The sequence below is a fragment of the Escherichia sp. WS2035 genome (genome assembly GCF_046487065.1).
Taxonomy (GTDB): domain Bacteria; phylum Pseudomonadota; class Gammaproteobacteria; order Enterobacterales; family Enterobacteriaceae; genus Escherichia; species Escherichia coli.
Window position 1 is genome coordinate 1 of record NZ_JBJQKD010000031.1, and the last position, 15,121, is coordinate 15,121.

The 15,121-nt window shown below is 50.0% G+C and carries 14 protein-coding genes and 2 pseudogenes; 9 read left to right on the forward strand and 7 right to left on the reverse strand.

Features of this window, described 5'->3' with window-relative positions; all coding sequences use genetic code 11:
* Window positions 1–91: 91 nt before the first annotated feature.
* A complete protein-coding gene (locus ACJHX4_RS26230) occupies window positions 92–364 on the reverse strand; it encodes a hypothetical protein (RefSeq protein ID WP_061602529.1) in 273 nt (90 codons plus the stop codon).
* Window positions 365–659: 295 nt separating this feature from the next.
* Between ACJHX4_RS26230 and vapB the strand changes: the two genes are divergently transcribed.
* Window positions 660–890: a type II toxin-antitoxin system VapB family antitoxin gene (gene vapB / locus ACJHX4_RS26235; protein ID WP_001261287.1), complete on the forward strand. Its 231-nt coding sequence runs from the start codon at window positions 660–662 to the stop codon at window positions 888–890.
* Window positions 887–1,303: a type II toxin-antitoxin system VapC family toxin gene (locus ACJHX4_RS26240; protein ID WP_001044768.1), complete on the forward strand. Its 417-nt coding sequence runs from the start codon at window positions 887–889 to the stop codon at window positions 1,301–1,303. Before vapB ends, ACJHX4_RS26240 begins: the two co-directional genes overlap by 4 nt.
* Before the next feature lie 161 nt (window positions 1,304–1,464).
* Here the strand turns inward: ACJHX4_RS26240 and ACJHX4_RS26245 are convergent, their stop codons facing one another.
* Window positions 1,465–3,603 carry an AAA family ATPase gene (locus ACJHX4_RS26245; protein ID WP_410239922.1) on the reverse strand — a complete coding sequence of 713 codons (2,139 nt, stop codon included), beginning with the start codon at window positions 3,601–3,603 and terminating at the stop codon, window positions 1,465–1,467.
* A gap of 353 nt (window positions 3,604–3,956) precedes the next feature.
* Here ACJHX4_RS26245 and ACJHX4_RS26250 point away from each other — a divergent pair, with 353 nt between their 5' ends.
* From ACJHX4_RS26250 to ACJHX4_RS26265, 4 genes are all read left to right on the forward strand, one after another.
* Window positions 3,957–4,214: a hypothetical protein gene (locus ACJHX4_RS26250; protein ID WP_000343085.1), complete on the forward strand. Its 258-nt coding sequence runs from the start codon at window positions 3,957–3,959 to the stop codon at window positions 4,212–4,214.
* A complete protein-coding gene (locus ACJHX4_RS26255) occupies window positions 4,214–4,804 on the forward strand; it encodes a hypothetical protein (protein ID WP_000194575.1) in 591 nt (196 codons plus the stop codon). The genes ACJHX4_RS26250 and ACJHX4_RS26255 overlap by 1 nt, the downstream gene beginning before the upstream one ends.
* A 262-nt stretch (window positions 4,805–5,066) precedes the next feature.
* Window positions 5,067–6,623 (forward strand): AAA family ATPase, encoded by a 1,557-nt coding sequence (locus tag ACJHX4_RS26260; protein ID WP_000818556.1) that lies wholly within the window; start codon window positions 5,067–5,069, stop codon window positions 6,621–6,623.
* A 191-nt stretch (window positions 6,624–6,814) separates the two neighbouring features.
* Entirely contained in the window at window positions 6,815–7,432 is a 618-nt protein-coding gene (locus ACJHX4_RS26265) for a ProQ/FINO family protein (RefSeq protein WP_000521603.1), read from the forward strand.
* Between the two features lie 292 nt (window positions 7,433–7,724).
* On the opposite strand, the gene ACJHX4_RS26270 is transcribed toward ACJHX4_RS26265, so the two are convergent.
* On the reverse strand, window positions 7,725–8,858 hold the full coding sequence (locus ACJHX4_RS26270; protein WP_058650130.1) for a permease: 1,134 nt from the start codon (window positions 8,856–8,858) through the stop codon (window positions 7,725–7,727).
* Window positions 8,859–8,963: 105 nt separating this feature from the next.
* Between ACJHX4_RS26270 and ACJHX4_RS26275 the strand changes: the two genes are divergently transcribed.
* Complete coding sequence (locus ACJHX4_RS26275) at window positions 8,964–9,287, forward strand: ArsR/SmtB family transcription factor (protein ID WP_001175593.1); 324 nt, start codon at window positions 8,964–8,966, stop codon at window positions 9,285–9,287.
* Window positions 9,288–9,387: 100 nt separating this feature from the next.
* Entirely contained in the window at window positions 9,388–10,098 is a 711-nt protein-coding gene (arsH, locus tag ACJHX4_RS26280; RefSeq protein WP_057102336.1) for an arsenical resistance protein ArsH, read from the forward strand.
* 75 nt (window positions 10,099–10,173) lie between these two features.
* On the opposite strand, the pseudogene ACJHX4_RS26285 reads toward arsH, so the two are convergent.
* Window positions 10,174–11,673 (reverse strand): annotated as a pseudogene (locus tag ACJHX4_RS26285) (Tn3 family transposase); the annotation flags it as partial.
* A gap of 85 nt (window positions 11,674–11,758) precedes the next feature.
* Between ACJHX4_RS26285 and ACJHX4_RS26290 the strand changes: the two are divergent.
* Window positions 11,759–12,511: an IS6 family transposase gene (locus tag ACJHX4_RS26290; protein WP_000602738.1), complete on the forward strand. Its 753-nt coding sequence runs from the start codon at window positions 11,759–11,761 to the stop codon at window positions 12,509–12,511.
* 62 nt (window positions 12,512–12,573) lie between these two features.
* Here the strand turns inward: ACJHX4_RS26290 and ACJHX4_RS26295 are convergent.
* The 3 genes and pseudogenes from ACJHX4_RS26295 to aac(3)-IVa all read right to left on the reverse strand — a co-directional run.
* Window positions 12,574–12,927: pseudogene (locus tag ACJHX4_RS26295) on the reverse strand (AAC(3) family N-acetyltransferase); the annotation flags it as partial.
* A 5-nt stretch (window positions 12,928–12,932) separates the two neighbouring features.
* Window positions 12,933–13,958, reverse strand: coding sequence for an aminoglycoside O-phosphotransferase APH(4)-Ia (gene aph(4)-Ia / locus ACJHX4_RS26300; protein WP_000742814.1), 1,026 nt, complete (start codon window positions 13,956–13,958; stop codon window positions 12,933–12,935).
* Window positions 13,959–14,186: 228 nt separating this feature from the next.
* Window positions 14,187–14,963: an aminoglycoside N-acetyltransferase AAC(3)-IVa gene (gene aac(3)-IVa / locus ACJHX4_RS26305; RefSeq protein ID WP_001199192.1), complete on the reverse strand. Its 777-nt coding sequence runs from the start codon at window positions 14,961–14,963 to the stop codon at window positions 14,187–14,189.
* Window positions 14,964–15,121 lie beyond the last annotated feature (158 nt).

Here is a 15,121-nt window from a genome sequence, read left to right on the forward strand (position 1 = left end):
CAGAATGATGTCACGCTGAAAATGCCGGCCTTTGAATGGGTTCATGTGCAGCTCCATCAGCAAAAGGGGATGATAAGTTTATCACCACCGACTATTTGCAACAGTGCCGTTCTGCTCTGTCCAGAATCTGTTGGCGCAGATTTTCTTTCATGTGTTCGATTAATGGGCTGACCATCGGATTAGTGGCATAACCAGAAGCGCGTTCGTACACCATGGAATAGGCTTCCTGAATCGCGTTCTCAATGCTGACAGGATCGTTAGCATCGAAGTGGACATCATAACTTCCGTTTAATGCCTCTGTTGCTCTCTCAACCTCTTTTAGCTGTTTCTGCATTTTGTCTAAACCTGTGATTTTGACGCTCATAACAACCTCCGGACTAAGTGAGATGTATCAACCTTTATAGATAGCACGTTGGAGATGTGGGGTAAGGGATATCACTCAAATTCCATGTAATTTCATTAAGATCAGACTTAACCTTTTTTCGGATCTCCGATAAAAAAGAAAGAAATAGAGATATGCTAAACATATGCCTGGCATCTACATATGCTACCGCTATACATATGCCACACATCTGCCTATACTAAACATATGCACACACCCGGTGCTTTGAATATTCCGGATATGTTTCACATATCCATATGCTCGGGAGAGAAAAAACATGAGAACCGTATCGATATTCAAAAATGGCAACAACCGCGCCATCCGTCTGCCTCGTGATCTGGATTTTGAGGGGGTGAGCGAGCTCGAGATCGTCCGGGAAGGGGACAGCATCATCCTGCGCCCCGTCCGGCCAACCTGGGGATCATTCCTAGAGTACGAAAAAGCCGATCCAGATTTTATGGCGGAGCGCGAGGATGTTGTCAGCGACGAAGGGCGATTTAACCTGTGAACAAGACTTATATGCTTGATACCTGTATCTGCTCGTTCATCATGCGTGAACAGCCAGAAGCCGTCCTGAAGCGTCTGGAGCAGGCGGTGCTACGCGGCCACCGTATAGTGGTCTCGGCCATCACCTACTCTGAAATGCGCTTCGGGGCTACCGGCCCAAAGGCCTCACCACGTCACGTCCAACTGGTCGATGAATTCTGCGCCCGCCTCGATGCCATCCTGCCCTGGGATCGCGCCGCAGTAGACGCCACCACGAAGATTAAAGTGGCACTGCGGCTGGCCGGGACGCCGATCGGCCCGAACGACACGGCGATTGCCGGGCACGCCATCGCCGCCGGGGCGATACTGGTAACGAATAATACAAGAGAATTTGAGCGAGTGCCTGACCTGGTGCTGGAAGACTGGGTGAAGTAAGACACTCTTTTCAAAGTCAGGAGATAAGGGCACCAAGAAACAGCCCGTATACGGGCTGTTTTAACAGATATCTACAGTAAGCGGTCCTAAACTGTAGGGTATCTTCGAAGATCAGACTATCAGGGAGCTAAAGCCTATCTTCCGGCGGCAAAAACAGTGGCTCAAGCGATACGGGCAACCGAGCTCTGGTTTGCTGCCGGTGGCAGGGCGATGAGCTTGTCACATTCCATAATCACGTACTCCGGGATGAGATCGAATCTGGACGGATCTAGTTGACAGATGAACTCATTTTCAATGTGGTACGTTTCGTTAACGAATTTTCGTATTACCGGATGGTCCTGATCCAGTTCCAGTAAACGGAATACCTGCAGTTTTTCATAGCCGTTACGACAGCGACGGTACAGGTTTTTTATTTCATCTGGGCTGCTGACGAGAGCCTGAAGTCGCGGGTAATCAAAACTGTCCACATACTCCCGGATATTCCGCAAGGCCTGCTGAATTTTCTCAGGAGCCATTTTGGGATAGCCCGAGCCCGCAGCGGCAGGCTCGCGATAATCCAGCGGGACGACGCGTCGATGGAATAGATTGGATAGAAGCTGATAAGCATCACCACGTTCGTCAACGATTTCAAAGTAGCGACGAAGATAGATGAGCTTAATGATCTCCTCACAGTCTGCTGACGCGGTGATGGATTTGCAGATCTGCATGAATGTCATGATATCGCCGTCGTTAACAGGTAATTCTTCTATGACTCCAGCAGACAGGCGCAGGCAGGAGGCGGTCACCTGATTACTGAACAACCTTCTGACTGACTTCAGCGTGTCAATCACAGGCTCCACGTCATGCGTCAGCATAAGTACAGTCCGGTTCTTCAGGCATTCACCACTTGCACGTCTGAACAGCATTTCAAGAATGGCAAACTTCTTGTTTTTATCAAAAGAAGATATGGGATCATCAAGGATAATCAGTCCCGGGTTTTTTGACAGGCATTCATACATGAATAACACAATCGCAAAGGCGTTCCGTTCTCCATAGCTGAGATGCTGGCTACCGCCGCTGACGTACCCGTCAAAATCTATGTGTCGTAGCCTGAGTTTTCTCTGCTCTCCCTCGCCGGCTATATCCACCCTGTATTTATAGCCTGCATAAGTGAGGAAATTATTGATGTTTGTTTTGTGCTGTGCGATCAGCCGGATCATGCTGTCCCGGTGCCGGTTAATTTTTCCCTGCAGCGGTCCGGCAAGGTTTATCAGGTCCATAAGGGCCGCGTTCAGTCTGTCGGTGATCCCCTGCATGAGTTCGGATTGCAGATCAGGGAAGAACTGCAGGTCAATCAACCTGGCAGTGAGCACCTCCCGAACGTTCTGCTGTTCCTGCAGGCTGAAAACATTCAGGCCTCTCAGCGCAGTGAGTTTCTCTGTCAGCGTATCGGTCTGGCGTTTCAACGCCACTAGGTACTCGATATGTTCGGCTTCCGGACCGTTCTGAAGCATAGTAATGGCCAGAAGGCGTTCTCTGGCGCTCTCCGTCAGGTAATTACCGAGGTTTTCCACCAGTCTGATGATAGCGGTCAGGTTTTTAATGGTGGATTTATCGTATTCCTCTCTGACTTGGCGAATTTGTGCTTCCTTTCCCGTGATATCACCGGTACAGAACGGACAGCAGCCATCCGAAAGGGGCGAAAACTCGAGTCCCTTTGTCTGCCAGTCAATCCATTCCACGCGGCGTTCACTGCGGATGTAGGGTTGATAGTTCTCAAGACCAGCCGGAATGTGGTGTATTTTATTTCCGCCTGACAGACCTCTCATGCCGGTTGAAGAACGTGAAATCCCGGAACTGGTTGATCTGAAAGCATTACTGAGTTCCTGTAGATGGTCTATCAGAGAGTTCAGCTCAGTGTGATCCGTGAAAACAGCCCGGATCTTTTGCGTCATTTCTTCTATTTCACGCTCTCTTTCCGCATGGGCTTGATTGCGGATAAGAATATTAAAGCTATCACTGATGAGCTCGTCCGGTTGGAACGTAAACTGACTGACGTACTCCTCGTTGAAGCACATCACGTCCCCAATCCCGTCAGCACCGATGACAATGGGCCCGGTGCTATCGGGGTTTTCTCCGCGCAGCCGGAAGGGCATCAGTGCCTGTAGTCCCTGAATGTCGTCCCGCGCCGCACAGCTTATGGCCCGTGACAGCGTACTTTTTCCAGTACCATTTGGCGCAAACTTAATGTTCAGTTTATCGGCAGTGAGGGTGATATGTGCTCGTACGATGTTATTGCAGTGGCGTATTTCAATGTCCATTTATCTGTCCTTTGCCAGTTATTCCGGGGGGATTCATATCCTTCCGCAAAATGTGCCCGCATGCTGTGATGCAGATACATAATACATTTCGTTTATACCATTGCTTACACCTCTCCGAGGTGTTCATATCAGAAACAAAGATTAGGTCGATCCGACTTAGCCGGAAACTGGATCTGCGCGGCAGAAAAGACGCAAATGATATGATAATTAAGAAATATATATAAAATCATATCAGATATGGTTTTCATCATTGATGATAAAACAATATCTGATATTATCAGAAATCATGAGCACACAAATCATGCAGGATATTATTTTTACCTGTCAGTACATTATCAGATGGAGCGTGCAGGATGGATGAAGAAAGGGTGTTTTCACTCAGCTATGAACAACTGACCCGGTTTGCGGAAAAACGCATCCGGGAATGCAATCTGGACAGCCAGGGCGCGATTTATCTCTGCGAGTCAGCCAAAGCCGGAGCCGTGCTGATCTTCTGGCATGAACTGGCCATAAATGGCTATGCCTCAATGAATGCCATAAAGAGACAGGAGCTCATTGACGCCGACTTTCAGCGCCTCAGAAACCTCATCTGGCCGGAGGATGACAGGTAATGACCCAGAGCCGCCGACCGTCGCCACTGCAGCGGAGAGTGCTGATTGTGCTGGCTGCGCTTGATGAAAAACGGCCGGGCCCCGTGCTGACGCGGGACCTGGAACGGGTGCTGGAGCGAAGCGGGGAAGCCCCGGTCTACGGGCCAAACCTGCGCGCCTCCTGCCGTCGTCTGGAGGATGCCGGCTGGCTGCGTACCCTGCGCGCCCCGAATCTGCAGCTGGCTGTCGAGCTGACGGACGCCGGCCGGGCCGTGGCACAGCCTCTGCTGCTGGCAGAACAGGACCGCCTCCGGGCAGAACAGCGTGCGGCAGAAGTCGTCGTACTGCCGCTGGTCCCGGCAGCAGGTCTGCCCGCAGACGGCACTTCTGCCACTGATCTGGCGGTGCAGCTGAACGGCATAACGTATCAGGCCTGCCGTGGGGATTTTGTGGTACGTCTCGACGGCAGCACCTGTCTGCAGTTATGGAATAAAGAAGGCAGGGTGGTACGCCTGGAGGGCGATCCGCTGGAAGTGGCGCAGTGGCTGCAGGCCTGTCACGATGCCGGAATGGAGGTTCGTGTACAGGTTAATGAAAGCGTCACCCCGTAAAAACATACCAGCACGGTTTACACATCATCCCATGGTGGCAGCTGGTTAACTTTCCTGCGCCACCAGTGGATAGGAGATATGATCAGTCATAACATTAAGTCTAAAATTACAGACATCTCAAAAAGTCTGTAGCATAAAAGAGGCCTGATGTAGAATACTGTGCCAAATAGAATATTAAAAGGATTTGATATATCCCCTGTTCACAGTTATATGTTTCTGAATTACATGGTGAATCCCCCCAACATAATGCTAGGATTTGAAAATGGCAGAAAAAAATAAAAAAACCATTACTGGTCAAGTCTTGAACTCCATTAAAATTAACAAACTAAAATGTATAAATGGATTAAACGAGATTATTTTTAAACCTCATGCGTTAACCGCAATTTTAGGTCCAAATGGAAGCGGAAAATCAACAATACTCCATGCTATAGCAAGCATATACATGCCTGAAGAAGGTTTCCCCGGTGAAGACCATCGGTTAATGCATTTTTTTCCACGCAGCCCACATGCTGAATGGAACGGCAGTGACTTCATTGTAAATTTAACTTATCGTAAAGATGGGGTAATGATTGAAAATGAATTGAAAAATTATGGAAAAGCAGATATTCGAGGCTCACGATGGATTCAGATTTATGCTCGTCGTCCTTTAAGAGAAGTTTACTATCTTGGCATTGATAAATGTGTTCCTATAATAGAATCAGAAAAAAAGAATAATATTCAGTATGAAACCAGCAGTGTCAGTAATGATTTAATAACAAACATTCTTCATTACGCCTCCTATATACTTAATAAACCATACACAAGTTTCAATCAGCATCAACAACCCAATGGAAAAATATTGATTGGAGTTGAGTCAGGGGGACTGGCCTACTCATCATTGAGTATGAGCGCAGGAGAGCAAAAGATATTTTTAATTCTGGAAACAATATTGAAAGCGGACAAGAACGCCTTAATATTAATTGATGAATTAGATTTATTGTTGCATGACGAAGCATTGAAAAAGTTAATAGAAGTCATATCATCTCATGCCAAAGATAAAAACAAACAAATCATCTTTACTACCCATAGAGAAATGATAACCACTTTATCAGACAAGATAAATATAAGACACGTCGTAAACATTCAAGGCCGTAGTTATTCATTTGAAGAAACAAAACCTGATGCTATAAACAGATTAACAGGTGAATCAACGACGCCTATTGAAATATATGTAGAAGATGACTTAGCTGTTGCCATAATAAATAAAATATGTTCTTCACTTAAGGCCAGCAAATATGTAAAAATATTTAAATTTGGCGCAGCTTCAAACGCATTCACTCTACTTGCCAGTACCCTTATTCGTGGTGACAATCTATCTGGTAAACTTTATATTCTTGATGGCGATAAATATTCCACAGAAAATGAAAAGAAAACTGCTCTTGATAAAGTTTTCACCGGCACAGAATCACGAACTTATGAGTTAAAAGCGGCAGCGGAAGGAAAAGTAAAACAATTTAATCTCCCAAATGGGGTTAAGCCTGAACAATACATTCATTATCTTATTACAAATGTCCCACTGGACGGATTGGGTGGCGAATATTTAGAAATAATCGAAGCAGCAAGGGATATCAGAGTTGAACTTGATGCTCATAATTATATCTCGAATATTTTAACTAAATTGGGCATTGATCGTCCGTCCGGGTTAACACGAGTGATGGATCTGGCCTCCAGGCATCCCGAATGGCATCAGTATGTGAGTGAAGTCACTGACTGGTTACAGCCCGTAGTTTCTGATTTAATGGAACGATTACCTGAGAATGATACAGTAGATATAACTTAAAATATCCAACCATCCCGAATGAGCAAATACAAAAACTCATTTGGGATAATAATTAATATAATTATGCTGGCTCATTTCATGCCTGTCAAAAAAAAACAAATTTTGCTCTGTTGTTTTCTTAACGAAGATATTATGTTAATCGTGAAAATATGATATATATTATTATATAAGAACACATCGTAGAGGTTTTTATGGGGAAATATCAGGAAGAAAAGAAAACACCCATCATTATGGTGAAAAAACGTCGCACTCTTTTACCCCCTTCCTTATCTGAAAAAACAGGTGTTATCGCACGTTCAGAGACAGAAAAGATGGAAGAATCAGTCTCTGAGGGGATCAGTTCGCCTGCCGTCGATACTCATACCCCTGATGCTCCTGCCTGTAAGAAAAAAAAGAAAAGACGCCGTTTTCCACGCCAGCCTCATTGGACTCATGAATTTACTCACGATTGCGTGGAAAAAGTGAAGTCTCTGTTTCCCCATCTTCGCGCAGAAGGCGGAGGATTTCTTCCACTGAAAATTGGCATAACCAATGATTTTGCCGCATTCCTGACAGAACACCCTGAGACAGAACTGACACTGGATGAATGGTCCTGTGCAATATCCTGCATCACCACCCGACAGGTATATCTGCAGCGTACTGCTGTCGCAGGTATCCCTCGTTATGGACTGGATGGACTACCAGCAGGTCAGGTATCAGAATGCGATGCGCTGAATGCCAGACGCTGGCTGGCAGTAAGGGAACAACAGAAGCTAAAGATGAAAACCATGCAGGAACAGTCCGCGTCAACCGAAAAAACTGAACGGTAATTTCATCGCGATAACAGCAGGTTACAAACACAATAATATTCATTGTGAAGTATTCCTTTCAGATCAGCTTATATGTTTTTTGCAGGCTGCTGGTAGAACAGTTGCTTTTACTTGTGGTCAGTAAGCAGAGATATTCCGACATGGGCATTCTTCAGGCTATAGCCTTACAGGATCAATCACCACCTCCCTAGGAGGTGGTTTAGGGATAACAATAAAAGGGCTACACCGTTAGAACCGCGCCGTAAGACTGAAGGGATTTTCATATTGACGCAAAAATCCCTTCTCATAAGGATTAAAACAAAAATTGCGTTAAATATCCCATAAGGATTGCCATACCTAAGATAACCGTCAGAAATGCGATTATCATGGGCATTCTGAACATTGATTTAAGCAATATTACTTCTGTCAGACTCGCTCCAGCACTACCGATTATCAAGGCCATTAATGCCCCCAGGCCCATTCCTTTAGTCATCAGCACTGATGCAAGTGGTATCACTGCCTCTGCGCGGATATACAACGGAATACCAACAACTGCACTCAGCGGTATGGCTAAGGGATTATCTGCTCCGGCATGAGCTGCAATCCACTCTGAAGGGATAAAGCCATAAATAAATGAACCTATTAATACACTTAACAAAAGATAAGGCAGAACATCCTTAAACTGCTGTAAGGCATCTTTCATAGCTAACTTTATTGGGCCAGAGGTGGTATTCGTTGTGAGATTCACATTGCCCAGATTCTCGCTGCTGCAACAGCTAACAGCTGGTTGTTCAGATGATATTGATGAACAACACGCTGATACGTTCTGCTCGTTCTTTACCGTCCTTAAGTTAATTATGGGGTTCGCTGATGAAGTACAGCAACTCGTTTTTAAAGGCAATTGAGTCGAGCTAGTGCTGCAACAACTGGAACCCGCCGACGTTTTTACCGAAGCTTCGGAATCATCGCATTTCGTGGTGCAACCACTTGATGCTGAGTTTTTGTGATCAACAATATGACGTTCAAATCCTAGTAAATCCAATACGATACTGGCAAGGACTGAGACACCGGCAGCGATGATCGCGTACAACAAAGTTACTTTCCAGCCAAAGGTAACCCACATTAACCCCACGATAATGGGATTAAGCAACGGTGAAACAAACAAAAAAGTGAGTGTCGGACCAAACCCTGCTTTCGCCGACAACAACCCTCGTAGCATTGGAATTGTTGAGCAACTACAGAAAGGGGTAACGGCTCCCAACAACGAGGCCAGCAGGTAGCCTTTTCCTTTTTTCGCCCCCATCAATTGCTGGATTTTATGGTCCGGGACCTTTTGCCTTATCAGGCTCACACCGGCACTGATGACAATAAACAGCAAAGATAGCTCGACGGCCAAAAACAAAAACATCTCTGCGGCATCTTGCAGCATAGAAATCCAACTATTCATACTAAACCCTCTTGACAAAATCTACGTTTCTAGAATAATCGAAATATAATTCTGGTCAAGATATTTCTGGTATTATCGAAATATCATTAGACAGAGGGTTGTCACATGCAACTGGAAGAAGTAGCTAAAGCACTAAAAGAGCTGGGTCACCCGACCCGTTTGTTCATATTCAAACATCTTGTAAAAGCTGGAGAACAAGGTTTGCCTGTAGGTGAATTGCAAAAGCAGCTTGGCATTCCCTCATCAACGTTAAGTCATCATATTTCAGCCCTGGTATCAGTAGGGCTCGTCACACAAAACCGGGAGAGTCGAACGCTCATGTGTGTCTCTCAATACGAAATACTGGAAGCTATCATCGAATTCTTACGTGAAGAGTGCTGTGTAAACAGTAAAACAGATGTTGCGGAACACGCTGGCAAAAATGGATAAGTAACCGGAAAACTCATAACTGTCATGATTGACGAAAGCTGCATCGAACCGTCTGAATTCAATCCTACTAAAGTCCCGAATCTATAGGGAAAATAAAAAAATGAATAAGCTAAATAATATAGTTCCTGATTTATTTGATGCTGCAATAACTGAGCAAAAAATGGGGATACCGACAATATCTCACCCCCCTCGTATACTAATGCTTTATGGCTCAGTTCGCGAGCGCTCATACAGTCGACTGGCTACAGAGGAAGCAGGTCGTTTGTTAACTGCAATGGGCGCAGAAGTCCGCATTTTTAATCCATCTGGCCTTCCACTTCCTGATGATGCACCGGAGTCTCATCCAAAAGTTATGGAGTTGCGTGAACTGGTTCGCTGGTCTGAAGGAATGGTGTGGTGCTCTCCGGAACGACACGGAGCGATGACTGGTATTATGAAGGCACAAATTGACTGGATACCATTATCTGAAGGTGCTGTTCGTCCTTCTCAGGGAAAAACTCTGGCTGTTATGCAAGTGTGTGGAGGTTCCCAGTCATTCAACACAGTCAACCAGATGCGCGTGCTTGGTCGTTGGATGAGAATGATCACTATTCCGAACCAGTCCTCGGTGGCAAAAGCCTGGCAGGAGTTTGATGACGATGGACGTATGAAACCGTCATCATATTACGACCGCATCGTAGATGTGATGGAAGAATTGATGAAGTTTACATTGTTGACCCGGGCAAATGCTGCCTATCTTGTCGATCGCTACAGTGAACGAAAAGAGTCTGCAGAAGAACTTTCCCGACGGGTTAATCAGAGCAAAATTTGAAGGTTAGTATGAGTGACATACCAGCATTCAACCGCTGTATGAGGGGTCGTTTGCGGGAGGGGGCGGAATCCTACGCTAAGGCTTTGGCCAGCGATATTCTCCGGTGAGATTGATGTGTTCCCATCCGAGCGGCGAAACATGGGCCAAGAGATCGGGCGATAGCAGCTTTCCATCGCGTTTCTGGTTTGCAACGACCTCGCCGAGCTTCATGGTGTTCCAGAAGATGATGATGGCGGCGAGCAGATTCATGCCGGCGATGCGGTAATGCTGGCCTTCGGCGGAACGGTCGCGGATTTCACCGCGGCGGTGGAAGCTGATTGCCCGCTTCAGCGCATGATGAGCTTCGCCTTTGTTGAGCCCGATCTGGGCACGCCGTTGGAGTTCGGCATCCAGAATCCAGTCGATCATGAACAGGGTGCGCTCGACGCGACCGACTTCCCGCAGGGCTGTCGCGAGCTCGTTCTGCCGCGGATAGGAGGCGAGTTTCCGCAGAATCTGGCTTGGCGCGACGGTCCCGGCAGCAATGGTGGCGGCGATGCGCAGGATGTCGGGCCAATTGCGCTCGATCATGGCTTGGTTGACCTTTCCGCCGATCAACGCTCGCAGGTGCGCCGGGGCGGCCGACGGATTGAACGCGTAGAGCCGTTTGGATGGCAGGTCGCGGATGCGCGGAGCGAACCGGTAGCCGAGAATGGCACATGCGGCAAAGACGTGATCGGTGAAGCCGCCCGTGTCGGTGAACTGCTCGCGGATATGGCGTCCAGCATCGTTCATCAGCAGGCCATCGAGGATGTAAGGCGCTTCGCTTGCCGTTGCAGGAATCACCTGGGTTGCGAACGGCGCATATTGGTCGGAGACGTGGCTATAGGCTTTCAGGCCCGGGGTATTGCCATATTTCGCGTTGACCAGGTTCATGGCCTCACCTTGCTCTGTAGCGACGAAGAACTGTCCGTCGCTCGAAGCCGACGTGCCCATGCCCCAGAACCGGGCCATGGGTAACGCTGCCTGTGCCTCGACCACCATGGCCAGCGCCCGGTCATAGGCTTCGCCCTCGACATGCCACCGTCCAATGCGGATCAATTCCCAGAAGGTGTGGGTGTTTGTCGCATCCGCCATTTTGCGCAAGCCGAGGTTGATCCCTTCCGCCAAGATAACGTTCATTAGCCCGATCCGGTCAGCGCAGGGTGCTCCTGTGCGCAGATGGGTGAACGCTTCGGTGAAGCCGGTCGCCGCATCCACCTCCAGCAGGAGATCGGTGATGCGCGTGGGCGGGATCTGCTTGTAGAGATCGAGCACCAGATCTTCGGCGCCTGTCGGCGCGGCGGCTTCGAGTTTCTCGATATGCAGAACGCCGTTTTCAATCGACCCGCCCGGGATCGTGCCTGCGCGAGCGGCACGGCCAAGCTCGCGCAACCGCATGTCGAGGCGAGCTTGCCGGTCTGCCAGCCATTCCTCCGGCCGCAATGGCACAGCGAGACGACCGCCTTCCGCGATGGATTGTGCCGGAACGAGTGCGTGTTTCAGATCGCCATAGCGCCGGGACCTAGTAAGCCAGACATCTCCGGAGCGGAACGCATGGCCTTGTCGCAAATTCTTCAGGTTAACTCGATGTTGACCATGGGGAGAGAAGTTGCCGCTCCTGATATTGCGGAGCGAGCCGATGATTTTGAATACCATTGCCGAAAAGCTGAAGCGCCAGTCGAAGGATGATTTCAAGGGCAGGCATTTCGAGGCCTGGCTGATTGTACAGGCGGTTGCCTGGTACTTGCGCTACCCGCTCAGCTATCGTGACTTGGAAGAGATGTTTCGCGAGCGGGGCTTCGAGGTCGATCATAGCACGATCAACCGCTGGGTATTGGCTTATGCACCTGTCATCGAGAAACGGCTGCGGCAGTTTCGTCGACCCCATTGCGGCTCGGTCCGGATTGATGAGACCTATGTCAAGATCCGCGGCAAATGGCGCTATCTGTACCGAGCCATCGATAAGCATGGCAATCCGGTGGATTTCCTGCTGACCGCTAAGCGCGATCTCGACGCTGCCAAGCGGTTCTTCCGAAAGATGCTTAAAGATGAACCCTTGTTGTCGCCGAACAGGATTGGGACGGACGGGGCCAACACCTTCCCGTCAACGATCAAAACGTCGGTTGATGATGGGCTTCTCCATCCCGATCCCGTGCATTATGTGACCAAACATCTCCAGCAGGGGATTGAGAGCGACCATTTCCGGGTGAAGAAGAACATGCCGAAGATCGGCGGTTTCCAATCCTTTAACACGGCGCGGCGAACCATCGCGGGTTTCGAGGCGATGCTGTGGCTGCGGAAGGGCTTTGGCTTTTCAGGCGGCTGGACCGTCAATGACCAGAATGATTTGCTTGCGCGCCTCTTCGGACTGCAAAAGGTTAACAAAGCATGAAAATACCGGCCTTGGCTGGGTGATAGCTGCCTCCAAAAGTGTTTGCGACACGCCCGGAACAATTCAGCCACTGCACCCATGTTCCGAGTTGGTGTGGTTTGCGGATCGTATGCCGGCATCTCGTTGCGCAAGATCTGCACCCAATCGGCAGGCACGGGCGGCGATCTCCAATCTGCGGGATCAGTCAGATCACCCGAGTGCGTGGGCATGACAATCGTGCCCTGGGGACCAACACAATCCAGAAGGGCCTGAATCACTGCGACCGGCCCTCCCGCGACCCAGCCGAGCGAGCTTAGCGAACTGTGGACGAGAACTGTGCCACCAAGCGTAAGGCCGTTCTCTCGCATTTGCCTTGCTAGGCTCGCGCGAGTTGCTGGCTGAGGCGTTCTCGAAATCAGCTCTTGTTCGGTCGGCATCTACTCTATTCCTTTGCCCTCGGACGAGTGCTGGGGCGTCGGTTTCCACTATCGGCGAGTACTTCTACACAGCCATCGGTCCAGACGGCCGCGCTTCTGCGGGCGATTTGTGTACGCCCGACAGTCCCGGCTCCGGATCGGACGATTGCGTCGCATCGACCCTGCGCCCAAGCTGCATCATCGAAATTGCCGTCAACCAAGCTCTGATAGAGTTGGTCAAGACCAATGCGGAGCATATACGCCCGGAGCCGCGGCGATCCTGCAAGCTCCGGATGCCTCCGCTCGAAGTAGCGCGTCTGCTGCTCCATACAAGCCAACCACGGCCTCCAGAAGAAGATGTTGGCGACCTCGTATTGGGAATCCCCGAACATCGCCTCGCTCCAGTCAATGACCGCTGTTATGCGGCCATTGTCCGTCAGGACATTGTTGGAGCCGAAATCCGCGTGCACGAGGTGCCGGACTTCGGGGCAGTCCTCGGCCCAAAGCATCAGCTCATCGAGAGCCTGCGCGACGGACGCACTGACGGTGTCGTCCATCACAGTTTGCCAGTGATACACATGGGGATCAGCAATCGCGCATATGAAATCACGCCATGTAGTGTATTGACCGATTCCTTGCGGTCCGAATGGGCCGAACCCGCTCGTCTGGCTAAGATCGGCCGCAGCGATCGCATCCATGGCCTCCGCGACCGGCTGCAGAACAGCGGGCAGTTCGGTTTCAGGCAGGTCTTGCAACGTGACACCCTGTGCACGGCGGGAGATGCAATAGGTCAGGCTCTCGCTGAATTCCCCAATGTCAAGCACTTCCGGAATCGGGAGCGCGGCCGATGCAAAGTGCCGATAAACATAACGATCTTTGTAGAAACCATCGGCGCAGCTATTTACCCGCAGGACATATCCACGCCCTCCTACATCGAAGCTGAAAGCACGAGATTCTTCGCCCTCCGAGAGCTGCATCAGGTCGGAGACGCTGTCGAACTTTTCGATCAGAAACTTCTCGACAGACGTCGCGGTGAGTTCAGGCTTTTTCATATCTCATTGCCCCCGGACGAGCGTCTGCTCCGCCATTCGCCGTCCGCCGTGCCAATCGGATCAGCCGTCCAAATGCGGGATTTTCGTTAGTCGGAGGCCAAACGGCATTGAGCGTCAGCATATCATCAGCGAGCTGAAGAAAGACAATCCCCGATCCGCTCCACGTGTTGCCCCAGCAATCAGCGCGACCTTGCCCCTCCAACGTCATCTCGTTCTCCGCTCATGAGCTCAGCCAATCGACTGGCGAGCGGCATCGCATTCTTCGCATCCCGCCTCTGGCGGATGCAGGAAGATCAACGGATCTCGGCCCAGTTGACCCAGGGCTGTCGCCACAATGTCGCGGGAGCGAATCAACCGAGCAAAGGCATGACCGACTGGACCTTCCTTCTGAAGGCTCTTCTCCTTGAGCCACCTGTCCGCCAAGGCAAAGCGCTCACAGCAGTGGTCATTCTCGAGATAATCGACGCGTACCAACTTGCCATCCTGAAGAATGGTGCAGTGTCTCGGCACCCCATAGGGAACCTTTGCCATCAACTCGGCAAGATGCAGCGTCGTGTTGGCATCGTGTCCCACGCCGAGGAGAAGTACCTGCCCATCGAGTTCATGGACACGGGCGACCGGGCTTGCAGGCGAGTGAGGTGGCAGGGGCAATGGATCAGAGATGATCTGCTCTGCCTGTGGCCCCGCTGCCGCAAAGGCAAATGGATGGGCGCTGCGCTTTACATTTGGCAGGCGCCAGAATGTGTCAGAGACAACTCCAAGGTCCGGTGTAACGGGCGACGTGGCAGGATCGAACGGCTCGTCGTCCAGACCTGACCACGAGGGCATGACGAGCGTCCCTCCCGGACCCAGCGCAGCACGCAGGGCCTCGATCAGTCCAAGTGGCCCATCTTCGAGGGGCCGGACGCTACGGAAGGAGCTGTGGACCAGCAGCACACCGCCGGGGGTAACCCCAAGGTTGAGAAGCTGACCGATGAGCTCGGCTTTTCGCCATTCGTATTGCACGACATTGCACTCCACCGCTGATGACATCAGTCGATCATAGCACGATCAACGGCACTGTTGCAAATAGTCGGTGGTGATAAACTTATCATCCCCTTTTGCTGATGGAGCTGCACATGAACCCATTCAAAGGCCGGCATTTTCAGCGTGACATCATTCTG